The sequence below is a fragment of the Ruegeria sp. AB8 genome, assembly GCF_056542605.1.
In genome coordinates this window covers 1-23,332 of sequence record NZ_JBQGAB010000025.1, presented here as the reverse complement: position 1 = coordinate 23,332, position 23,332 = coordinate 1, and the positions used below count along the sequence as shown (strand labels likewise).

Below are 23,332 nucleotides of genomic sequence, written 5' to 3'. Positions count from 1 at the left end.
CAAAGACAGGCCGCTATTGCAGATCTTTGAACCTACATCTGGGTGAATCCTGAAAGTTCAGCTTTGGGCTCGAGACGGCCGTTCTCTGCAATTGGGATCAATGCCCGCTGCCAGAAAGACATAAGTGATGGTGGGTGAGCTTTGCAGGGGAACTGACCACCCAACCAGAGATCGCTTCACATAACACCGGTTCAGTGACATTAGCAGCTTGTTTTTCCTGAGCTTTCACCTAAAGGTTGCGCGCTTCGGTTTTTAACAGATACCCACGCGGCCTTCCAAGATGTCTGCCCTATGCCCACAGGGAGGTTTTAAGTTAAGTTGACCCAAGCCGCATTCCTTGAAGAGCTTTGTACGCACGCCGCCACAAACTTAACACCATTAAGTCCGTCATGAACCGTTGGATAAACAACCGACGCGTCAGGTGAAATCCCGGTACGGAAAGCTTGGATCGCCTCAGCAGCTTCTCCATAGATATTCGCGAACCCCTCAAGATATCCCTCGGGATGTCCCGGAGGAACTCTACTCAATCGATTAGCTGCGTCACCAGCTCCAGCTCCATTTCGAGTGATCAAACGCTTGGGTTCGTTGTATGGCGTGAACCAAAGATAATTGGGATCTTCCTGAGACCACTCCAGCCCACCTTTTTCGCCATAGACGCGCAAACGAAGTGCGTTTTCGTTGCCGGGAGCCACCTGAGAAGACCACAGCATACCCCGCGCTCCGCCTTCGAAGCGAAGCAAAACGTGCGCGTTGTCATCGACTTTGCGCCCTGGCACAAAGGCCTGCAAGTCTGCCGCCAAGCTTTCCGCCTTCAGCTCGGTTACAAAGCAAGCGAGGTTGTAAGCATGAGTTCCGATGTCACCGGTTGATCCACCCGCGCCCGAGCGTTCGGGATCGGTTCGCCACTCAGCCTGTTTGAAATCCTGCTGCTCAGTCAGCCAGTCCTGGGGGTATTCAACCTGAACCACGCGGATCTTGCCGATATCTCCGTTAGCGACCATTTCACGCGCCTGCCGAACCATCGGATAGCCCGTGTAATTGTGGGTCAAAATGAATAGGGCATTCGCGCTTTCTGCTGCTTTGACCAGTTTTTTTGCATCGGCAAGAGTCGAGGTGAGTGGCTTGTCACAAATTACATGAATACCGCGCTTCAGGAACTCACGCGCGGCTGCATAGTGGACGTGATTTGGCGTGACGATTGAGACCGCCTCGATCCCGGATTTCAGTCGGGCTTCCCTTATCGCCATTTGTTTGAAGTCTTCATAGACCCGTTCGAGCCCCAACGCCTGACCACTTTCAAGAGATTTCTCTGGCGTCGAAGACAAAGCGCCGGCAACCAACTCAAACTTGTCGTCCAATCGCGCCGCTATTCGATGAACGCCGCCTATGAAGGCGTCGTTCCCGCCGCCAACCATGCCAAGTCGAATGCGGCCTGAGGTTTCTTCATTGCGTCCTGTGACCATTACTCGATCCCCAACATTTTTCGATTGGCCGCTTCGTCTGTGCCACCGTCAGCGAAATCATCAAAGGCTTTCTCTGTCACTCGGATAATGTGGTCGGATACAAACTGAGCGCCCTCTCGCGCGCCATCCTCGGGGTGTTTGAGACAGCATTCCCATTCGACGACGGCCCAGCCATCGAAGTCATTCGCCGCCATTTTGGAGAAAACAGCCCCAAAATCAACTTGACCATCACCAAGCGACCGGAACCGGCCCGCGCGATCGACCCAGCTTTGATATCCAGAATAAACACCCTGTCGGCCAGTCGAGTTAAACTCGGCATCTTTGACATGGAACATCCGTATTCGGTCCTTGTAGATGTCGATATTATCCAGGTAGTCGAGGCATTGAAGAACGTAGTGCGACGGGTCGTATAACATGCAAGCTCGTGGGTGATTGCCCGTCCGCTCGAGAAACATCTCATACGTCACGCCGTCGTGGAGGTCCTCTCCGGGGTGAATTTCATAACAGACATCGACACCGCATTCATCCGCGTGTTCCAGGATCGGACCCCACCGGCGTGCGAGCTCGTCAAAAGCTGTTTCAATCAAGCCGGCAGGGCGCTGAGGCCAAGGGTACACGTAGGGCCAGGCCAAGGCGCCAGAGAAGGTCACATGTGCCGAGATACCCAAATTTTTTGAAGCCGATAGCGCTTTTTTGACTTGATCCACTGCCCATTCTTGTCGGGCTCTCGGGTTCCCTCGAACACTTTCGGCTGCAAAACCATCAAACGCACTGTCATAGGCCGGGTGGACGGCCACAAGCTGGCCCTGAAGATGCGTTGACAATTCAGTGACTTCGACACCGTTTTCCCTGGCTTTGCCTTTAAAGTCATCGCAATAACCGGTGCTGGACGCGGCCTGTTCGAGGTCGAACAACCGGCCATCCCAACTGGGAACCTGAACGCCTTTGTATCCGCAGTCAGCGGCCCATTTAGTGATCGCGTCCCACGAATTGAACGGTGCTTCGTCCCCCGCAAATTGTGCAAGAAACAACGCTGGACCTTTGATCGTCTTCATAAAATTTCCTCCCCAAACCTAAGCCTCTATGGCGGTAAATTTTCCTTCAGATAGATGTCGATACGGATTCGTTCCTGAGCTTTGTTGAATGGAACTTTGTCTGAAGTCGCACGCAGAAGGCGGACGGCTGAACGAACAATGTGCCCAGTGTCTTGCGAGATAAGGGCGTCAAATGTACCGAGCTTAAGCGCCTCACGACTGAGCGGAGTAAGCTCATGAGCAATGATCACCAGATCTTTGCTGAGCTTGTACTCTGACAGAAATTGAATCAGACCTGCGTTGCCCGCTGCTGAGGAATATATTCCGACCAGATCGGGGTAGGTTTCAAATATTTCGGGCATCATCTTGTAAATCAGATCCGGGTCATCTCGACCCTCGACAGAGGCTACGACTTCGAGGTGCGAAAATTCCTCAGCCACAACAAGATCAAAGCCTTGACGACGCTCGAGGTGGTCACGAGCCAAACGGGATCCTGTAAGAACCAAGACCTTACCATCGCGATGCACAAATCGTCCCATCAGCTGAGCGGCGGTTCGTCCTGCCGAAACGTTATCAATTCCCACAAAATGGTCTCGCTCAGAACTGGGCAAGTCAGACACTAATGCAACCACAGGAACGCCTTTGTCTCTGAGCCTTTTTACTGCATCGCGAACAGACGGCGTTTCGGGCCCAAAAACGGCAACTCCATCAATATCCGAACTGTCGACAGCATTCAAAATATTGACGATATCTTGCGGCTCGAACGGAGCTACCTTTTTTATCGCAATACGAGTCCGCTCGATAAATTGGTCACGGGATTGTTCTGCGATCTGACTGTTGATTGCCTCCACAAACTCGTTGTCCGTGTCCGGCAGAACAAAGAGGAAGTTGTAAACTCGGTTTCGCGCAAGGTTGGCCGCTGCGGTGTCGCGCACATACCCCAGCTCATCAATTGCCTTTTGTACTTTCTGCACGGTAACGGCCCGCACGCCGGGGCGCCTGTTCAAGACCCGGTCAACAGTCGCGAGACTGACACCGGCGACGCGCGCGAGGTCGTTGACGGTTGGCTTCTTTACCAATTCTAGTTTTTGTTTTTTGTCTTCCACCTGTTATTCAGCCCTCAACCTCCCGCGCTAAGCCTTCAAACAACAAAGCAACAGCTTCAGCGCCGGGATCGTTATGTCCAACTAGGTTTTCTTCGGGAACATAAGCCGCGCGGCCTGCCTTCGCACGACGAATATTTGCGGTGTTATTCGCGCCTTCGCGGGCAGCGTCGGCCGCATGCGTCAGACCAGTTGGCAGTGCGGCAAGTGCCGGTGCCAGGGCGTCAATCATTGTCCTGTCACCGACCTTGGCACCCCCGACCTGGCTGACGCGATTCAGACCTTCAACCAGAGACTTCGGTACCGAAGCCCCGCTCGCACAGGCATCTCCAGCTGCGTTAAAGAAGATTGCAAGTATCACGCCGGAAGAACCACCCATTGTCTGGCTTAACTCATTGCCCAACGCCGGGAAAAGTTGTGTCAGATCAGCAAGCGGCATGCGGTCAAGGCTACCTTGCAATGCTCTCGCGGCAGTGGCCAGTGTGCTTCCTGTATCGCCATCTCCGGATTTCGCGTCCAACTCGTTCAGGTTATTCTCTGCGTTGATTAGCAGTTCAGACAACCGGGTGATCGTTTCCCTTGTGCCGGGATTGTTCGAAGGAATTGGATCGATAGGAGTCAGACCATCAGGCAAAGGCGCTACTTTTATCGGGTCGATGGAATTGACGCCGGGCCAAGCCGCCAGATCAACAGGAGCTTTAAGTGCTGATAAATCTTCCTGACCTACAGGCAGAATAGAAACAGAAAACCCATGCATATCCAGCGAGGTCATCATTGGTGCTGGGCCAATGATATGGTGGGCAATACCAGTCTCGGACAAGGCGTGCGTGAGGACAGCCATTTCTAGCGGAGTCGTAGAACCGAGGTTGTTGACCAACGCCGCACAATCCCCAGACCCAACCCTTTGCTTCAACTTCTCCACCACTGTAGACATGGCTGATACAGCATTTGAGAATTCGACTTGCTGTACTCCGGGCTCGCCATGGATGCCCAAGCCGAGTTCTGCTTTGCCCGGGGCAATCCTGTCTTCTTTTGGAGATCCCGGAACGGTACAGGTGTCCAGGCTCATTCCGATGCTTACGACCTTCGCTATAGTGCTTCTTGCTGCATTGGTAATGGTTTCTAGGTCAGCGCCACTTTCAGCAAGCGCTCCAGCGATTTTGTGTATGAACAACGTGCCTGCTACGCCACGTGGTTGCGGTAGGTCAGGTAGGGCGATGTCATCGTCAACAACGACCATCTCCACCTTACGACCCAGTACTCGGGCGCGTTCAGCCGCCAGCCCAAAGTTTAACCGATCACCGGTGTAATTCTTAACGATAAGCAAGCACCCAGCCTCACCCGTAACCGCAAGAATGCCTGCCAGAACCGCCTCGACTGACGGAGACGCAAACACTTCCCCACATACCGCAGCTGTCAGCATACCAGCGCCAACAAAACCTGCATGGGCGGGTTCGTGACCAGACCCTCCGCCAGAAACCAAGGCGACTTTCGACTTGTCCCAGTCCGATCTGTAAACAACCTTGATGTGCGGGTAGCCGTCCAACCGAGTAAGTCGTCCCCCGGAGGAGGCCAAAAGGCCGTCTATGGCCTCTGTCACCAAGGTTTCTTTAGTATTGAGGAACTGGGCCATGCTTTTGCTCCTTAATTCACTCGCGCGCCGGACGCGTCAAAATACAATGGGTTGTGTGGGCGGATTTTTATGATTTTTCCTGAGGGATAGTCCTGATGGACATCAATCAAAGTCACAACAGGGTGACCATTCAAGTCCAGGTGCAGCCGCGTTTGATCCCCCAGATGCTCAGCACGTATCACACGCGCTTCACGGCCTTCGCCTTCAATTATGTTTTCCGGGCGAAGACCAATCTGTGGGCCTTTGTGATCGTCTCCGAACAACTCGGACGGCAGGATGTTTATCCGTGGCAGGCCCAACCTGCTGGCTACGTAAACACTGCCCGGATTTTCATAGATGTCGCGAGGGGTACCGTACTGGACTAGCCTACCGTTTTCCAAAACGCCGATATGCGTCGCCATTGTCATGGCTTCGACCTGATCATGGGTCACGTAGAGTAAGGTTGATCCCAGATCTGCCTGAATTCTCTTCAGCTCTACCCGCAAATCCGCCCGAAGCTTGGCGTCCAAAGAGCTGAGGGGTTCATCCATCAGGAATATCTGGGGGTCGCGCACAAGCGCCCGTCCAATTGAAACGCGCTGCATTTCGCCGCCAGACAGTTCAGTGGCTTTGTTGTCCAGTTTGTGCGGGATCTGGAGGATCTCCGAGACTTCGTTAACCTTCCTGGCGATCTCATCCTCTGGTGTCTTCAGGATCGGCGAACGCAAAGGGAAAGACAGGTTTTCACGCACTGTCATATGCGGGTACAGCGAGTATTGCTGGAAGACCATGGCTATATCGCGCTGGGCTGGCGTTTCTATTCCAACATCTCGCCCGGCTATACGCACCGTTCCTGAATCCAGTTTCTCAAGTCCGGATATCAATCTCAGCGTCGTTGTTTTTCCCGCACCAGTTGGACCCAACAACACCACAAAGGCACCGTTGGGGATCGTCATTGAAATATCATCCACCGCTTTAAGATTGCCGAATGACTTCGAGATATTCTCCAAAACGACTTCAGCCATTGCTTAGTACCTCGTCGTTCAGAGCGGATCTCAAAGCGCGCCCGGTAGATTTTTCAAATAGGGTTACTGCGGGAGAGCGGAACTCCAATCCTACTGTTTCACCGGGACTGACGACTTCGCGTGCATCAATCCGGGCTTTCAGTTCTCCGTTCGGGCTTTGCAGCGTCACGATCTGAGTGGTTCCCAGATATTCCGCTGCCAGAACCTTGGCCCGGTAGGCGCTCGCATCCGACAGAAAAACATGTTCGGGACGGACACCAAAAACCAATTCACCTTCGGCCCCTTCCATCAGCTTGGGCACGGCTTCGTCATGGCCATTCAGTCGGACCATTTCCGAGCCGGGTTCGACCTTTCCCTGAAACGGCAGGAAGTTCATCGAAGGAGACCCAATAAAATCCGCCACGAACATCGTAGCCGGCTTGTCGTAGATTTCCTGAGGTGTGCCGAATTGCTCGATCACAGCGTTGTTCATCACTACGATCTTGTCCCCCATTTGCATGGCTTCCAACTGATCGTGTGTAACGTAAACGGTGGTTGCGCCCATGCGATCATGAAGCGCGCGCAGTTCTTCGGCCATGTGCTCACGAAATTCGGCATCCAGGGCACCAAGAGGTTCGTCCATCATGAACGCCTTGGGTTCGCGAACAATCGCGCGTCCAAGCGCTACACGCTGCCTGTCGCCGCCTGAAAGCCCACCTACTGGGCTATCCAGTATGTCGTTTATCCCTAAAATTCCGGCGACTTCCTCGACTTTGGCTTTTACGGCGGGGCGCGGCATACCCTGCGATATTAGCGGGTAGCTGATGTTCTTGCGCACGTTCATGTGAGGATACAGCGCGAACATCTGGAACACGAAGGCAATGTCTCGCTCCGACGGTGGCCGCTGGCTGATTTCTTCTCCGTCCAGATAGATTTCACCCGATGTTGGAAGTTCCAATCCCGCGATCATCCGTAGAGTCGTCGTCTTTCCGCAACCGGATGGCCCCAGCAGCATGAAAAACTCACCGTCTTCAATCGTGAACGAGCTTTCGCGGACAGCCGTGAAATTGCCGAACATCTTTTTTACGTTTTGGACTACGATCTGGGCCATTTCTACTCCGGGAAATGGCTGACGATGATAAACATGACGGTTCCGATCAACGTGACGATGAAAGAATAGGTGAAGGCCCACAGGACAAAGGGCTGCATCAGCATGAAGACACCCAGTGCGATAAGGATAGTTGCGACCATCTCCCATGGGCCGCGGCGGAGCCGCATCAATCCGGTTAGAAAATCGCTCATTTGCGCACGGCTCCGAATGTGATCCCACGCAGCAAATGTTTGCGCATCAGGATGGTGAAAATCATGACCGGGATTAGGAATATGGTGGCGCCAGCCGCCACGGCAGGCCAGTCCAGGCCACCGATACCGATAATGGTCGGGATGAAGGGCGGTGCAGTCTGAGCATTCGCAGATGTCAGCAGCACAGCAAACGCATACTCATTCCAGGCGAAGATCAGGCAAAAGATAGCTGTCGAAGCGATGCCCGTTGCGGCTTGTGGCAGCACGACTTTGTAGAAAGCCTGAAAGCGTGTGTAGCCATCTATTAGAGCCGCTTCTTCGTACTCTCTTGGGATTTCGTCGATGAACCCTTTTAGCAACCAGACCGCCAAGGAAATATTCACGCCCGTATACAACAGGATCATTCCCAGATGCGTATCGCTCAATCCAAGGTTTCTGAACATCAGGAAAATTGGGATGGCAACGGCGACCGGGGGCATCATCCTCGTACTGAGGATGAAGAACAGTAGATCGTCCTTAAGCGGGACTTTAAACCTGCTGAAGGCATAGGCGGCCAGCGTGCCAAGGAAGATACTCAAGAACGTCGAGCCGAACCCGATAATAACCGAATTCATAAAGCGCTCACCGAATTTGGATGGTCCGACAATCACCATGTCGTATTGGCGCACGATCTCATCGGCCCAGTTCTGTGGCGGGTTGGCTTCCAGAAACTCCTGCGTCTGGCGTGTGCGAGTGGTGAAGAGATTGACGTAGCCTTCAAGCGTTGGGTCAAAAACAACCTTGGGCGGGTAGCTGATCGCATCGGCTGGAGACTTGAAGCCAGTCAGCAAAATCCAAACCAGCGGGATCATCGTGATCAGCGCATAAGCGATGACCAGAAAACCTGCGATCCACTTGGACCGGTTCGAAGGTTCAGTGACGGAAAAACTACTCATCGCTGTTTTACCTTGTTCAGGGCTTTGACGTAGATCGACGCAAGGCCGAACACGGTGACGAATAGGATGATCGCATAGGCCGAGGCATAGCCCGTACGCCACTTTTCAAAAGCTTCCCGCTTGAGATTGATTGAAGTGAGTTCCGTAACCGAACCGGGGCCTCCACCGGTTAGCTGAACCACCAGGTCGAACATCTTGAAGTTCTCGATCCCTCTAAACAGCACGGCCAGCATCAGGAACGGCAACACCATCGGGATGGTGATCGTAAAGAACTGCCGCAGCTTGCTGGCTCGGTCGATCTCAGCTGCCTCGTAGATGTAGTCGGGAATGCTGCGCAGACCGGCCAGACAGATCAGCATCACGAAGGGGGTCCACATCCAAGTGTCGACAATAACGATTGCCCACGGGGCCAACGTGACCGATCCCAGCATTTCAAAGCTCGATGGGTCCTTGCCGGTAAACCAGGACACGATGTAGTTGAACAGGCCGATTTGAGGTTGATACAGGAACTTCCAGAAGTTCCCGACGACTGCAGGAGACAACATCATCGGCAGCACGATAATCGTGGTCCAAAGATCGTTGCCCTTGAATTTCTTGTTGATCAACCATGCCAGAGTAAACCCGATCAGGACCTGGAAAAAAATCGTCCAGAACAGGAAATGCGCCGTCGCCTGCATATTCAGCCATGTGTCCGAGTCTGTCAGGATACGCTCGTAATTCCTGAGCCCGACATCTTTGACTTCACGCCCGATCCGGTTGGCCTTGTAGTTGGTAAAGCTCAGTTGGATGGTCCAGATCAACGGAAAGATGTTGATCGCCAGCAATAGAAAAATCGTTGGGGAGATGAATATCCAGGCGATTGCGCGGTCGGATAACCCCCGGATTTTTCGCGCAACTCGCTGGGGCGTTGCCTGCGCAACGCGATCTACGGTCCTGTCAGACATCTCTTTGCCAGTTCTTTTTTGGTTTCGGACTCACGGGTGAAGGTGGAGCGGGTTTGCACCCGCTCCTGTCTGCGTCCGGACTACAGCTTGCCTTCGTCTTCGAAGACTTCCGTCCAATCTTCGATCAGTAGATCAAGCGCTTCTTGAGCTGTGCCTTGGTCGGCAACGACGTAGTCGTGGATGCGTTTCTGCATTGCCAACAGCAGTTCCGCATAGGCAGGCTCTTGCCAGAAATCCTGCACACCGCCCATTGCTTCCAGGAAATCACCGGCAAACGGTTGGCTGTCCACGAAACCGGGATCTTCCAGCACCGAGTTATGTGCAGAGTATCCGCCAAGTTCCCACCATTTGGCCTGAACTTCCGGTTGCGCAAACCACTTGATGTACTCAAGTGCGGCGTCCTGTTTGTCAGAGTAGCTGACAACAGAGATACCTTGTCCACCCAGTGTTGAACCCGCCTGATTTTGTGGTGGGTTCACGAAGAAGTCGATCTTGTCACCACCGGTATTGGGATCGGCATATAGACCAGGGAAGAACGCAAACCAGTTCATGGCCATAGCGACCTGACCGGACTTAAATGCATCCAAGCTCTCACCCATGTAGGAGTTAGTATATCCCGGAGGCGTCGCCGTTTTGTAGAATTCTTTATAGAACTCCAATGCCTCAACCGCTTCCGGTGAGTTTACGGCGCCTTCCATATCATATGAACCCGGGGTGTTTTCGTATTTGAAACCCCATGGATACAGCGCTCCGGTCACACCCATGGTGATCCCTTCCGAGCCGCGCTCGGTAAAGATAGCTGCGCCATAGACTGTCTTGCCGTCGATTTCACGACCTTGGAAGAACTGCGCGATCTGCAACAATTCTTTCTGAGACTGAGGCTCGCGTAGGTCCTGACCAGTCGCTTCTTTGTATGCAGCTTGAATTTCTGGGTCTTCGAACCAGTCCTTGCGATAGAACCAGCCATTCGCATCGCCCATCGCAGGCAGCGCGTAGTAGTTTGGTGTGCCTTTAGGCCAAGTCGAATAGGCGTAGACCGTGGCTGGCGCGAAATCGTCCATGCTGATACCTTCAACATCGAAGAAATCGTTCAGCTGGACATAGTGACCGTTTTCGGCGCCACCGCCGATCCATTGACTGTCACCAATCAGCAGGTCGCAGAGCTTACCCCCAGAGTTCAGTTCATTCAGCATCCGGTCTGCAAAATTTGGCCAGGGAACAAATTCGAAGTTCATCGAGTGGCCGGATTCTGCTTCGAATTCTTTTGATAGCTCAACAAGCGCGTTGGCCGGGTCCCATGCAGCCCAACAGAGTGTCAGATCTTCAGCATTTGCCTTAGTAGAAAGAGTAGTAGCGGCAAGGACTATCGCGCTGGCCGAGGCCAGTTTTGTGTAAGTCATCCATTCCTCCCTTTTTTCGCCGTCAATCGAGGATGTGCGAATCGCGGCATATTTCCAAGGCTATTTGAGGTACGCACCTCAAGTCCAGATATATTTGAGGTTCGTACCTCAAGAAGCCGGAAGAGATCGCCAATTGCGTCTCTTAGTTATTGATTCTACGTGAAAATGCTCTTTAGCATTGGTGCGCATGTATTTTCAGCAGCGAGGTATTGAATGGTCATATCGACTTAAATGGGCGCTACCGTCATGCGGCCAACAGGTTTAGCGAACCCGCTTCTGAAGCGCTCAAAGATTATTTGGTCGATACCTTTGAGAATTCGAGATAGCGTCAAACAGCGCGGACAACTCGGGACCGTGCATAGTTCTTTTTGGTCGGGTGCAAACGTATGAACAATCTCTCCATCGTCCGATTGAACCGCTACCCTATAAAAGGCTTGAGTTCCGAGCCTATGCGAACTGTGACGCTGCGAACAGGAGAGGGCATTCCAGGCGATCGCCTGTTCGGATTTGCTCGCTACAACTCCGGTTTCGACATGCAGAACCCAATGCCACTGCCGAAAGATCGATTTGTCGTTTTGTTGAACGAGGCTGCACTGGCAGGCATTCAGACCGGTTTTGAAATTGAGTCCCAGGCACTTGAGATCAATGCGAACGGAAAGACACGACGCTTTGATATGCGAGAGTCTGAAGATCGGGAGAAGGCGGCAGAGTTCCTTTCTTCAGAGATCGATTTAAAAGATCCAGAGCTGCCAAAGTTTGTCTCTTCTGCTCCTCATAGGTTTACAGATGTATCTGTCGTATCACCGCAAATGATGAACGCGATATCCGTTTTGAATCTGGCCGCTGTGAAAAAGTTGGGCGAACAACTGAACGCAGAAATTCACCCGGCCCGCTTCCGAGCGAATATTGAGATAGACGGATTACCTTCGTTTGTTGAGCTGGATGCAGTTGGATCAGTTTTTAGATTTGGCGATGTCGAGTTAAAGATACTCTCGCGTACAAAAAGGTGTGCAGCCACTGAAGTGAACCCGCAAACGGCCAAGCGGGACTTGAAGATACCCTATCTTATTCGGAAGTTCATGGGTCATACGGACATGGGTGTCTATGTCGAGGTGGCTAAAGGCGGAACGCTGAGAGTCGGCCAAACTGGAGAAATGTTAGATTGAATACTATTTTGCAAGCACAGACAAAAGTGCACTTCGAACGTCTGCTCCGGGCTCGAAGCAGACCTTAACTTGAGTCAGTTGAAAGGGTGCCTTGCGGACAATGCGGCCGCTCAATGGTCACCGGCGCGACGACCGCTTTCTTTCGAATGCAATCTTGGCCTTCTTTCCAACATAGATTGTCCAAACGGAGACTTTCCATAAAATTGGACCGTGCCTCAGCGCCCCGCTACAGAGGCCTGATAAGTGTCAAGCTCAGTGATCAGCTCAGTACCTGTAGGCGCGCCGTTTCTGGCGCAAAATTCAGACCACACTGCTCCGTAGGGCAGGTCCTTCAGTTCCTCTGTCACAACAAACCGGCTTGTGAAATCCAGCGCGTCCTCCGCTGCTCGCAAACGATCCCAGGGCTTCAGAAGCGCCTGCAGAAGCGCCTTTTGCATGTTGCGTGTGCCAATCACCCAAGCGGCCGTGCGACTGATCGTGGCGTCGAAGAAATCAAGCCCGATATGGGTCTTGCACAACAGGTCGCCGCTGACCAGTTCAAGTGCCATCGCCAGGATGTCATCGTTCAGCATGATCACATGGTCGCTGTCCCAACGCATAGGGCGCGACACGTGCAGCAGAAGCTCATCCAGAGACAGGGCCACGGCGCTCAGTTTGTCGGCGATATTTTCGGTCGGGTGGAAGTGCCCCATGTCGAGGCACAGCAGTGTCTTGTTGCGGATCGCATAGCCCATGTAGAACTCATGGCTGCCCACCGTGCAGGCCTCGACACCGATGCCAAAAAGCTTGGATTCGACCGCATCCAGCATATCCGATTTCGCCTCGGCCAGCATGGTGTCGAGCGAGGCCTCAAGCCGGGCCCGTGCCGCCATACGGTCGATAGGAAGATCCTTGAACCCATCCGGAACCCAAATGTTGTTGATGCAGGGTGAACCAAGCGCGGCTCCCATCTGCGCCGCAATGTCCCGCGTGCGTTTCCCATGTTCGATCCAAAAGTCCCTGATGCCCTTGTCGGGGTGTGCCAACGTCAGGTTGTCGTCGGCCTTTTTATGGGCAAAGAAGGTCGGGTTGAAATCCAGCCCGATGCCGATGCCCTTGGCCCAGTCGACCCATGGCGCGAAATGGCGGTACTCGATCTCATCCCGGTCCGGGGTATCGTCTGTGTCCATGTACATCGCGTGAAGGTTCAACCGATGTGACCCGGGGATTTTTGCATAGGCAAACTCAAGATCCGCCCGCAGTTCGTCGGGATTGCGGGCTCGGCCCGGATGGTTTCCGGTTGCCTGAATGCCCCCGCCCGAGGTGCCGGTCTGGTTTTCGAACCCGACCACGTCATCGCCTTGCCAACAGTGAATGGAAATCGGGATGTCCTTCAGAGCCTTGATCGCAGCTTCAGTGTCGACGCCCCAGTCAGCGAATTCCGCTTTGGCGCTCTCATAACTCATGGACCGTCTCCCTATCGCGTGAAGGCCTGAACGTTACCTGCATCAACGTTCAAAATGTTGCCCGTAGATTTGGCCGAAGTCTCGGCGGCGAAGAAATAACAAGCCTCGGCGATATCTTCCGGCAGGACTGAGCGTTTCAGCATGGATCGGTTGCGGTACATCTCTTCCAGCCCCTCCTTGTCCGTGCCGTAGGTCGAAGCCCGCTGATCGAGCCAATCGCCTTCCCAGATCTTGGAGCCCCGCAACACCGCATCCGGGTTCACAACGTTGACCCTGATCCCGGCCTCAGAACCTTCCAGCGCAAGGCAACGGGCCAAGTGGATTTCCGAGGCCTTCGCCGTGCAGTAAGCCGAGGCATTGGGCGAGGCGGCAAGCCCGTTTTTCGAGGCTACGAAAACGATAGATCCTCCCATGTCCTGCACCCGCATGATCTTGAAAGTTTCCCGGCTGACAAGGAAATACCCCGTGGACAAGATGTCCATGTTCTTGTTCCAAAGGTCGAGGGACGTTTCCTCAACCGGGGCAGAGGATGCGATCCCGGCGTTTGAGACAAGGATGTCGATGCCGCCAAATTCGACGGATATTTCAGCCAACGCCTGGGCCACGGCATTTTCATCCGTGACGTCCATCAGGACGGTGCACACGACGTCCTTGCCGAACTGCTGGGTCAAGACCCCTTCCGTCGCGGTGAGGCTGTCGGGATTGATGTCGGCCAGCATGACACAGGCGCCCTCGGACAGGTAACGTTCTGCCGTTGCCGACCCTATGCCGCCGGCGCCGCCGGTGACCAGCGCGACGCGACCAGCCAGCGATTTTGGTTTCGGCATGCGCTGCAACTTGGCTTCTTCCAACAGCCAGTATTCAATGTCAAAAGCTTCCTGCTCCGGCAGGCCGCAGTATTCGCTGACGGCACTTGCCCCGCGCATAACATTGATCGCGTTGATGTAGAATTCGCCGGAAATGCGGGCCGTGCCCTTGTCCTTGGCAAATGTGATCATGCCAACCCCGGGGATCAGGTAGACAACCGCATTGGGGTCCCTAAGCGCAGGCGAGTTATCGTGTTTGCAACGGTTGTAGTAGGCCGTGTAGTCCTCACGATAGGCCGCGACTTGCGCGGGCAGGCCTTCAAGCACTGCGTCGATGTTGTTCAGGGCCGGGTCGAAGCCGACGACCAAAGGTCGGATCTTTGTGCGCAGGAAATGGTCGGGGCAGGACGTGCCAAGGGCCGCCAGCGCCTCCATGTCTTTGGAATTCACGAACTCAAGCACCGAGGCGCTGTCGTTGAAATACCCGACCATGTGCTGGTTGCCACTGACAAAGCCACGGATCGCGGGCATCAGCCGGGCGGCAACGGTCCGCCTACCTTCCCGGGCGAGGCTCTCGTGGACCACTCCGCCAAAGGCCGTAACAGCGGCGGTCTTTTCGGCCAACCACTTGGTCGCGACGTTGATCACGTCGATGGTGCAGTAATAGCAGTCTTTCGCCGTGTCAGCCCATGTGAACAATCCGTGACTTTCAAGGACAACACCATCAGCATCCGGGTTTTCCAGGCAGAACTTTTCAAGCCACAGGCCCAGTTCATAACCCGGCCGTTTCCACGGCAGCCAACCGATCCGGTCACCGAAAATTTCCTGGGTCAGCTCCTTCGAATTCTTGGACGCTGCGATCGCAATAATCGCGTCGGCGTGGACGTGATCGACATGTTTGCGCGGCACATAGGCGTGCAAGGGCGTGTCAATTGAAGCCGCGCGCGGGTTCAGTTTGAAGGTGCAGTGGGGCAGATAACCGACCATTTCATCTTCAAACTCGACCCCGCGATAAAGCCCCTTCAGCGCGTTCAGCTTGTCCATGTATAGCGTGGAGAAGCCGTCAAGTTTCATGGACCCGATGTCACCGCCGGAACCCTTGACCCATAGGACCTCGACCTCTTTGCCGGACAGTGGGTCGGCTTCCATGACCTTCGCAGAGGTATTGCCACCGCCATAGTTTGTGACGCGCTTATCCGATCCCAGCGTGTTGGAGCGATAGAGAAGCAGTTCCGATTCGGACATACAACCTGCCACAGCGTCATCCCAGCGGTTCTCAAGAAGCTGATTTTCGATGGATTTCAACGTTCTGCCCTCCTCACGATGCAGCGGTCGGTACTGCACCATCGCGTTTAGGCTTAGTAGTGTGCATCGTTATGTCAATCAAAAACAATCACAAACAGTCATTCTGCAATGCAGAATGATTGAAAGTGATCGAAAATGATTGACAGCTGCGACGAATCTGCGCAGCGTGGAGTGAAAGGGAGGTGGCTTTGCACGAAAAAGAACGCCACAGGATCATCATTTCTGCGGTGCAGGATCGCCCCGTCGTGACGGTTGGGGACCTGTGCACCTTGACCGGCGTGTCCGAAGCCACCATCCGGCGCGACATTTCAACACTTCACATGAAACAGAAGGTACGCCGTGTCAGAGGCGGCGCTGAGGCCATAACGCCACCGCAGTTCGCCGGGCTGGCGGGCCGTCCGTTCGTCGTCAACGAAACCATGAATATCGCAGCAAAGCAGGCGATTGCGCGCGCGGCGGTTGAGATGTGTAGCGAAGGTGACAGCATCATCATCAACGGGGGCACAACGACCTTTCAGATGGTGCATCCGCTGGCCAACCGCAGGATGCAGGTCTTTACCAATTCGTTCCCGATTGCCGCGCACCTGCTGAAGCATTCGAAGAACACGATCATGTTGTCAGGCGGCGCGATCTACCGGGAACAGAACATAATCCTGTCGCCCTTTGACAACGACGTGACCCGCAACTTCTATGCAATCCGCATGTTCATGGGGGCGCAGGGGCTGGGCCCCATCGGCCTGATGGAGGCCGATCCGCTTCTGATCCAGGCAGAACAGAAACTGATCGGACAGGCGGATGAGCTTGTCGTTCTGGTCGACAGTTCGAAATTCGCGCAGCGCTCCAGCCTCGTGCTTTGCCAGTTGGACCGGATCACGACCGTGATCACCGACGAAGGAATTCCTGACAAGGCGGCGGCCATGCTTGAGGCTGCCGATGTGAATCTGATCGTTGCCCAGTCGGGCAGCGTTCAAGAAAACGAGGTGGCCTCTTGACCGCCTCCGAAACCCGAGACCCAAACATGACTTTCTGGGAGGAACTATCATGAAGCGTCGTACTTTCACATCACTTGTCGCAGGGATGAGCCTTGCTGCCAGTATGTTTGGCACCACGGCGATGGCGCAGGACAACATGCGCATCGCTCTGGTCGTAAAAGCGCTTGGTATCGGCTTCTTTGAAGCGGCCGCCGAAGGCGCTGAAGAGGCTGCCGGAGAGCTTGGCAATGTCGAGATCATCTACACTGGCCCGACCGACACCACTGCGGAAGGTCAGATCGAGGTCATCAACTCCCTGATCGCGCAGGGTGTCGACGCCATCGCGATTTCGGCAAACGACCCCGATGCACTTGTGCCAGCGCTGAAACGCGCGATGGACCGCGGTATCACCGTGATTTCCTGGGACTCGGGTGTGGCTGAAGGCGGACGCCAGATGCACTTGGACCCATCCTCGACCCCGCTGATCGGCAACACGATCATCAAGCTTGCCGCGGATCACATGCCGGATGGTGGTGAAGTCGCGATCCTGTCGGCGTCGGCCACGGCAACCAACCAGAACGCTTGGATCGAGGCCGCGAAAGAGGTCCTTCCGAACTATGACGGCGTAGATCTGGTGGCCACCGTCTATGGCGACGACCTCAGCGACAAATCCTACCGAGAAGCACAGGGCCTCATGGCATCCTACCCTAACCTGAAGGCGATCATCGCGCCAACGACCGTCGGCATCCTGGCGTCCTGCCAGGCGGTGACCGACGCGGGCAAGATCGGTGAGATCAACGTGACCGGTCTGGGCCTCCCGTCCGAGATGGCAGGCTGTGTTGATAGCGGTGCAACCAAGAGCTTCGCGATCTGGAACCCGATTGACCTTGGCTACTCGGCCACCATGCTGGCGCATGCAATCGCCAACGGTGCTGAAACCGGTGCCGGTGCCGAAATCCCGATGGGCCGCATGGGCTCGGTGACGCTGGATGACACCGGCTCGGCAGCCATGGCTGATCCGTTCACCTACGACAGCTCGAACATCGAACAGTTCAAGTCGATCTTCTAATCTGAACGACGTGTCAGGGCGTGGGCGATGACCCGCGCCCCGACACCCTACTCTTCCCACATCCAGAAACACTGTCCATGCAGTTGGAATTGAGACCAGACGTGTCGAACGCCGCCCCTACACCGCTTCTGAGCCTGTCCGGCGTGACCAAGACATTTCCCGGCGTGCGGGCGCTGTCAGATGTTTCGCTGAACCTCTACTCGGGCAAGGTCACGGCATTGGTGGGCGAAAACGGTGCTGGCAAGTCCACCGTGGTGAAGGTTCTGACGGGCATTTATCAACCCGACGAGGGTAACATCCGGATCGATGGCGAGGCTCTCAGTTTCCCGACACCGCAATCCGCCGAAACCGCTGGCGTGACCGCCATCCATCAGGAAACCGTCCTTTTCGACGAACTGACGGTGGCGGAAAACATCTTTCTCGGCCATGCGCCAAAGGGGCGATTTGGCCTGATCGACAAACTCGCCATGGCGACCCGCGCGCGAGAGATTCTGGATGAAATCGGGGCCAAGATTGATCCGGGCGCTACGCTCAAGGACCTTGGAACCGCGAACAAGCACCTGGTTGCCATTTCCCGGGCGCTGTCCATCGACGCGCGCGTTGTGATCATGGACGAACCGACCGCAGCCCTCAGCCAGAAGGAAATCGAAGAGCTTTACGAACTCGTCGAAAGCCTGAAGGCGCAAGGCAAGGCGATCCTCTTCATCAGCCACAAGTTTGACGAGATCTTCCGCATCGCCGATTTCTACACCGTCTATCGCGACGGCCAGATGGTCGGCGAAGGGGCGATTGTAGATGTCAGTGAGCCAGAACTGGTCAAGCTTATGGTGGGCCGCGACGTAAGCCAGATTTTCCCCGAACGCGACCACAACGTCGGCCACGATATCCTCGAAGTCGCAGGGTACGACCACCCGACCGAATTCGCGGACATCGGTTTCACGCTCAGGCGCGGCGAAATCCTCGGGTTCTACGGACTGGTCGGCGCAGGTCGGTCCGAATTCATGCAGGCCCTTTTCGGGATCACCCGCCCCTCGGGCGGAACCGTGAGGATCGACGGGGCACCGGTTTCGATTGCATCGCCCGCCGACGCGGTTGCGAGTGGCATCGTCTATGTCCCGGAGGACCGGGGCAAACAAGGCACAATCGGCGCGCTGCCGATTTTTCAGAACGTGACGCTACCGTCACTCGCTCGCACCTCGCGCAAGGGGTTCATCAAGCTGGCCGAGGAATTCAAGCTGGCACGGGAGTATACCGAACGTCTCGACCTGCGCGCCGCTTCGCTGGACACCGATGTCGGCAACCTGTCGGGCGGCAACCAGCAGAAGGTCGTGATCGCCAAATGGCTTGCCACCCAGCCCAAGGTCATCATCCTGGACGAACCCACCAAGGGCATCGACATCGGGTCCAAGGCCGCCGTGCATGAATTCATGGCAGAGCTTGCCGCGCAAGGGCTCGCCGTCATCATGGTCAGTTCCGAAATCCCCGAGATCGTGGGCATGTCGGATCGAGTGATCGTCATGCGTGAGGGGCGCATCGTGGCGGAACTGGCCCGCGATCAGATCACGCCCGAAACGCTTGTCAGCCACGCCGCAGGGATCAGGGAGGCCGCGCAATGAAACGTATCCTCGCCTCCCGCGAACTTTTGCTGCTGGTCGCCATCGCATTGGTGCTTGGCATCATCTCAAGCCGCTTCCCGGCGTTTATCACGCTGTCGAACCTGGCTGCCGTCTTCAACGACACCTCGCCGCTTATCCTTCTGGCCATCGGCCAGATGATCGTGATCTTGACAAAGTGCATCGACCTCTCGGTCGCCGCCAACCTCGCGCTGACCGGCATGGTCGTGTCCCTGATCAATATCTCGGCACCCGGTCTGCCGATTATCGTAACGCTGGTCGTGGCCACCGGGTTCGGGGCGTGCCTTGGAATGTTCAACGGTATCCTTGTGTGGAAACTGGACATCCCGCCTATCGTGGTGACGCTTGGCACCATGACCATCTTCCGGGGAACCATCTTCCTTCTGACCGAGGGCAAATGGGTCAACAGCCACGAGATGAGCGACACTTTCAAGGCATTCCCGCGCACCGAGCTTCTTGGTCTTCCGGTGCTAAGCTGGTTTGCCATCGCGGCGGTGATCCTTTTCACCATCGTCATGACCCGCACCACCCTGGGCCGCGCCTTCTACGCTGCCGGGGGCAACCCCCATGCGGCGACCTATGCCGGGATCAATGTGGGCCGGACCCAGTTCTGGGCCTTCACGATCTCTGGCGCGCTGGCCGGTCTGACCGGCTACCTCTGGGTCTCTCGCTTCGCGGTTGCTTATGTCGATGTTGCCGGGGGGTTTGAATTGACCGTCGTGGCGGCCTGCGTAATTGGCGGCGTGTCGATCATGGGTGGCATCGGTTCGGTCCCCGGCGCGCTGCTGGGCGCGCTGTTCCTCGGCATCATTGCCAATGCCCTGCCGGTCGTGAACATCTCTCCCTTCTGGCAGATGGCCATCTCGGGCGGCGCGATCATCGTCGCAGTTGTTCTGAATGCCCAGGCCAACCGGACGAAGGGCCGCATCATCCTCAAACGCGCGGAGCACGCGACATGACCACGACGACACGCGCGATCCCCGATCGCCTGCGCTCGCCGCTGGAGCGGAACCTGAAAAGCTGGGAAAGCCTACTGATGCTGGTCGCAATCGGCATCTTCATCGCCAACAGCTTCGCCTCACCCTATTTCCTGAATGCCTGGAACCTCTCCGACGCGACCTTCAACTTCACCGAAAAGGCGATGATTGCCTTTGCCATGGCTCTGCTTATCATCTCTGGCGAAATCGACCTCAGCGTTGCCGCGATCATCGCACTGGCTTCGACCGCCATGGGCGCCGCCGTGCAGGCGGGTGTCGGGACAGAGGGGCTGGTCCTGATCGGTCTGGCCGTCGGTCTGGCCTGTGGCGCGGTAAACGGTTTCCTCGTCACCGGCCTTGGTCTGCCATCCATCGTCGTCACCATCGGCACGATGAGCCTTTTCCGCGGGATCAGTTTCATCGTGTTGGGCGATCAGGTCTACAAGGGCTATCCAGCCGATTTCGCCTTCTTCGGGCAGGGCTATGTCTGGTGGGTGATTTCCTTCGAATTTGTCCTCTTCGCCATCATTGCGGTGATCTACGCGGTCATCCTGCACATGACCAATTTCGGCCGCGCGGTCTATGCCATCGGAAACAATGCCACCGGGGCGCTGTTTTCGGGCATTCGGGTGGGCCGGGTGAAGTTTACCCTGTTCCTGCTGACGGGCCTGATGTCCGGGGTCGCCGCCGTCTGCCTGACATCCCGCCTCGGCTCGACCCGACCCTCCATTGCCTTCGGGTGGGAACTTGAGATCGTTACCATGGTCGTCCTTGGCGGGGTCAACATCCTCGGCGGCTCCGGCTCCATCCTCGGCGTTGTGATCGCGGCCTTTGTCATGGGGCTTGTGACTTTCGGACTTGGCTTGCTGAACGTGCCCGGTATCGTGATGTCGATTATTATCGGGGCGTTGCTGATCTCGGTCATCGCGCTGCCCCGGCTCTGGTCGATGTGGAGGGGCTGACATGGAAAAATATGCCTTCAAGATGAAGCTCAACCCGGGCTGCAGGGATGAATACGAAAAGCGCCACGATGAGATCTGGCCAGAGCTTGCCACGCTGCTGAAAGACGCGGGCGTGTCTGACTATTCGATCCATTTGGACGAAGAAACGAACATTCTTTTTGGCGTCCTCTGGCGCACCGACGACCACAAAATGGATGCCTTGCCCCGCCACGAGATCATGCAGCGATGGTGGGCGCATATGGCGGACATCATGGAAACCAAGCCCGACAACGAACCCGTGGCGGTGCCGCTGACGCCCGTCTTCCACATGCCATGACCCCCCGGCACGTCGCCGTCATCGACATCGGCAAGACCAACGCCAAGCTTGCGCTGGTCGATGCGACTGACATGTCCGAAGTGGAGGTGCTGACCCGGCCTAACATGGTTCTCGCCGCTCCACCCTATCCGCACTTCGATGTTGAGGCTATCTGGCGCTTCCTTCTGGACGGGTTGGAGCAGTTTCAGAAGGCGCACGGCGTAGATGCCATTTCCATCACGACCCACGGGGCGTCTTGCGCCCTGATCGCGCCAGACGGCGCGCTTGCTGCCCCGATCCTCGACTATGAGCACACAGGTCCTGATGATCTGACCGCGGCTTACGACGCCATCCGCCCGCCCTTTGAGGAAACCGGATCGCCAAGGTTGCCGATAGGTCTGAACCTGGGTGCGCAGTTGCATTGGCAATTTGAGCAGGACCCCGCGCTTCGCGAACGCACCGCCGCCATTGTCACCTATCCGCAGTACTGGGGGCATCGCCTGACAGGAGTGCCGGCCAGCGACGTGTCGTCCCTTGGTTGTCACACGGATCTGTGGAATCCGTCCAAGGCGCACTATTCTTCGTTGGTCGATCGGTTGGGCATATCTGAAAAAATGGCGCCCGCGCGCAAATCTGCGGAGGTTCTCGGACCCGTGTTGCCGCAGGTCGCATCGCAAACCGGCCTGCGCTTTGACACGCCAGTGCACTGCGGCATCCACGATTCAAACGCATCGCTTTTGCCTCATGTACTGACCCGAACCGGGCCGTTTTCCGTCGTTTCGACCGGGACATGGGTCATTGCCATGACCATCGGCGGCGAAGAAGTAACTCTGGAACCTTCGCGTGACACGCTTCTTAACGTCAACGCATTGGGTGCCCCGGTACCATCCGCCCGTTTCATGGGGGGACGCGAGTTCGAGTTGGCAATGAACGGTCAAACCACCCAATGTGCAGAGCAATTCCTTGACCTGGTCGCGAATGACGGCCCCATGCTCTTGCCCGCAATGGTCCCGGACAGCGGACCGTTTCAGGGGCAAAAACACAGCTGGATGGGGTCAGAGCCCTTGCCCGGAACCCACGAACGCGCGGCGGCGGTGAGTTTTTACCTCGGATTGATGACCGCGGAATGCCTGTTGCTGACCGGACACAAGGGCCCCATTATCGTTGAAGGTCCATTTGCCAGGAACAAAGGCTTCGCCAGTATGCTCGCCGCGGCGACAAACTGCAGGGTCGACGCGACCGCCACTGCAACAGGGACGAGCCAGGGGGCCGCCCTCTTGGCAACAGGCGCACTCCCCGAGCGCGCGGCCTTCGACGTCGAAACCTATTATCACAAGACCGACGTAAGCTACCAACGTTACGCGAAAAGTTGGCACAGAGCCGCAAAAGCAGGCCTGGAACCACGCCCATAGGATACCCTAACGACCTGCACGGAACTCCGATTGCAGACATTGGGGACCAGCGTGAAACTGAACGGAATGGGCTCAAAGCCGTCATCCGACGGCATTAGCGATTAGACCGGTTTGTGGTTGCGAGCGGTCATTGGGGCCGCTCTCAGGATTGGTCCGACATCGGCCCTCCCAGTACTATTCGACGAGTTTTCAAGCTTGACTCTGAGGTTCTACCGTCGCCTGACCCTCTCGCGATTGCGCTCTCTACGTTCGATGTTGATATGGTGATCGCGACCCAGCGCCCGATAGAACCCCACTCCCTTGGACCAGTTCAGAAGATGGGCAAAGCTGTCGACCTGATCGTCATTGCGACCGCGTGGAAAGGACTGAAGCTCCCGTTTGAACGCTGCCAGCCAAGGCGCCTCTGCAGGCAGATAAACCTTGCCCTCTTCGACAGGACCGCAAGCGGACTGGAACCGGGTTTCCTTGTCCTTGTCGGGTTTAATGCGTTCGT

Annotated in this window: 21 protein-coding genes; 8 read left to right on the top strand and 13 right to left on the bottom strand. The window is 55.9% G+C overall.

All coding sequences use genetic code 11. The features are described from left to right. Positions 1-308 precede the first annotated feature (308 nt). From ACR0CG_RS20210 to ACR0CG_RS20165, 10 genes are all read right to left on the bottom strand, one after another. Positions 309-1,463: a Gfo/Idh/MocA family protein gene (locus ACR0CG_RS20210; RefSeq protein WP_170681408.1), complete on the bottom strand. Its 1,155-nt coding sequence runs from the start codon at positions 1,461-1,463 to the stop codon at positions 309-311. Further along, positions 1,463-2,518, bottom strand: a complete 1,056-nt coding sequence (locus ACR0CG_RS20205; RefSeq protein ID WP_480527098.1) for a sugar phosphate isomerase/epimerase family protein — start codon at positions 2,516-2,518, stop codon at positions 1,463-1,465. Before ACR0CG_RS20205 ends, ACR0CG_RS20210 begins: the two co-directional genes overlap by 1 nt. 26 nt (positions 2,519-2,544) lie before the next feature. Continuing rightward, positions 2,545-3,603: a LacI family DNA-binding transcriptional regulator gene (locus tag ACR0CG_RS20200; RefSeq protein ID WP_480527096.1), complete on the bottom strand. Its 1,059-nt coding sequence runs from the start codon at positions 3,601-3,603 to the stop codon at positions 2,545-2,547. Between the two features lie 7 nt (positions 3,604-3,610). After that, on the bottom strand, positions 3,611-5,233 hold the full coding sequence (locus ACR0CG_RS20195; protein WP_480527094.1) for a dihydroxyacetone kinase subunit DhaK: 1,623 nt from the start codon (positions 5,231-5,233) through the stop codon (positions 3,611-3,613). Positions 5,234-5,244: 11 nt separating this feature from the next. Further along, positions 5,245-6,237: an ABC transporter ATP-binding protein gene (locus tag ACR0CG_RS20190; RefSeq protein WP_480527092.1), complete on the bottom strand. Its 993-nt coding sequence runs from the start codon at positions 6,235-6,237 to the stop codon at positions 5,245-5,247. Continuing rightward, the gene (locus tag ACR0CG_RS20185; RefSeq protein ID WP_480527090.1) at positions 6,230-7,327 is read right to left on the bottom strand and encodes an ABC transporter ATP-binding protein; all 1,098 of its coding nucleotides are present in this window, start codon (positions 7,325-7,327) and stop codon (positions 6,230-6,232) included. The genes ACR0CG_RS20190 and ACR0CG_RS20185 overlap by 8 nt, the downstream gene beginning before the upstream one ends. A 2-nt stretch (positions 7,328-7,329) precedes the next feature. Further along, complete coding sequence (locus ACR0CG_RS20180; protein ID WP_010442360.1) at positions 7,330-7,518, bottom strand: hypothetical protein; 189 nt, start codon at positions 7,516-7,518, stop codon at positions 7,330-7,332. Further along, positions 7,515-8,453, bottom strand: coding sequence for a carbohydrate ABC transporter permease (locus ACR0CG_RS20175; protein WP_170336529.1), 939 nt, complete (start codon positions 8,451-8,453; stop codon positions 7,515-7,517). Before ACR0CG_RS20175 ends, ACR0CG_RS20180 begins: the two co-directional genes overlap by 4 nt. Further along, positions 8,450-9,397, bottom strand: a complete 948-nt coding sequence (locus ACR0CG_RS20170) for a carbohydrate ABC transporter permease (protein ID WP_170336527.1) — start codon at positions 9,395-9,397, stop codon at positions 8,450-8,452. Before ACR0CG_RS20170 ends, ACR0CG_RS20175 begins: the two co-directional genes overlap by 4 nt. 80 nt (positions 9,398-9,477) lie before the next feature. After that, positions 9,478-10,797, bottom strand: a complete 1,320-nt coding sequence (locus ACR0CG_RS20165; protein ID WP_480527087.1) for an ABC transporter substrate-binding protein — start codon at positions 10,795-10,797, stop codon at positions 9,478-9,480. 386 nt (positions 10,798-11,183) lie between these two features. Here ACR0CG_RS20165 and ACR0CG_RS20160 point away from each other — a divergent pair, with 386 nt between their 5' ends. After that, a complete protein-coding gene (locus ACR0CG_RS20160) occupies positions 11,184-11,963 on the top strand; it encodes an MOSC domain-containing protein (protein ID WP_480527085.1) in 780 nt (259 codons plus the stop codon). A 215-nt stretch (positions 11,964-12,178) separates the two neighbouring features. Here the strand turns inward: ACR0CG_RS20160 and ACR0CG_RS20155 are convergent, their stop codons facing one another. Next, positions 12,179-13,408, bottom strand: coding sequence for an L-rhamnose isomerase (locus tag ACR0CG_RS20155; RefSeq protein WP_480527083.1), 1,230 nt, complete (start codon positions 13,406-13,408; stop codon positions 12,179-12,181). Positions 13,409-13,419: 11 nt separating this feature from the next. Continuing rightward, entirely contained in the window at positions 13,420-15,561 is a 2,142-nt protein-coding gene (locus ACR0CG_RS20150; protein ID WP_480527082.1) for a bifunctional rhamnulose-1-phosphate aldolase/short-chain dehydrogenase, read from the bottom strand. Positions 15,562-15,707: 146 nt separating this feature from the next. Here ACR0CG_RS20150 and ACR0CG_RS20145 point away from each other — a divergent pair, with 146 nt between their 5' ends. From ACR0CG_RS20145 to ACR0CG_RS20115, 7 genes are all read left to right on the top strand, one after another. Continuing rightward, complete coding sequence (locus ACR0CG_RS20145) at positions 15,708-16,511, top strand: DeoR/GlpR family DNA-binding transcription regulator (RefSeq protein WP_480527080.1); 804 nt, start codon at positions 15,708-15,710, stop codon at positions 16,509-16,511. Positions 16,512-16,560: 49 nt separating this feature from the next. Beyond that, entirely contained in the window at positions 16,561-17,559 is a 999-nt protein-coding gene (gene rhaS, locus ACR0CG_RS20140) for a rhamnose ABC transporter substrate-binding protein (protein WP_480527078.1), read from the top strand. A gap of 77 nt (positions 17,560-17,636) precedes the next feature. Beyond that, on the top strand, positions 17,637-19,175 hold the full coding sequence (locus tag ACR0CG_RS20135; protein WP_480527076.1) for a sugar ABC transporter ATP-binding protein: 1,539 nt from the start codon (positions 17,637-17,639) through the stop codon (positions 19,173-19,175). Continuing rightward, the gene (locus ACR0CG_RS20130; RefSeq protein WP_480527074.1) at positions 19,172-20,152 is read left to right on the top strand and encodes an ABC transporter permease; all 981 of its coding nucleotides are present in this window, start codon (positions 19,172-19,174) and stop codon (positions 20,150-20,152) included. Before ACR0CG_RS20135 ends, ACR0CG_RS20130 begins: the two co-directional genes overlap by 4 nt. Continuing rightward, positions 20,149-21,132, top strand: coding sequence for an ABC transporter permease (locus ACR0CG_RS20125; protein WP_480527072.1), 984 nt, complete (start codon positions 20,149-20,151; stop codon positions 21,130-21,132). Before ACR0CG_RS20130 ends, ACR0CG_RS20125 begins: the two co-directional genes overlap by 4 nt. 1 nt (position 21,133) lies before the next feature. Continuing rightward, positions 21,134-21,448: an L-rhamnose mutarotase gene (gene rhaM / locus ACR0CG_RS20120; RefSeq protein ID WP_170682743.1), complete on the top strand. Its 315-nt coding sequence runs from the start codon at positions 21,134-21,136 to the stop codon at positions 21,446-21,448. Further along, on the top strand, positions 21,445-22,839 hold the full coding sequence (locus ACR0CG_RS20115) for an FGGY-family carbohydrate kinase (RefSeq protein ID WP_480527070.1): 1,395 nt from the start codon (positions 21,445-21,447) through the stop codon (positions 22,837-22,839). Before rhaM ends, ACR0CG_RS20115 begins: the two co-directional genes overlap by 4 nt. Positions 22,840-23,048: 209 nt before the next feature. Here ACR0CG_RS20115 and terL read toward each other — a convergent pair. Next, a partial coding sequence (gene terL / locus ACR0CG_RS20110) for a phage terminase large subunit (RefSeq protein ID WP_480527068.1) occupies positions 23,049-23,332 on the bottom strand: 284 nt, incomplete at its 5' end.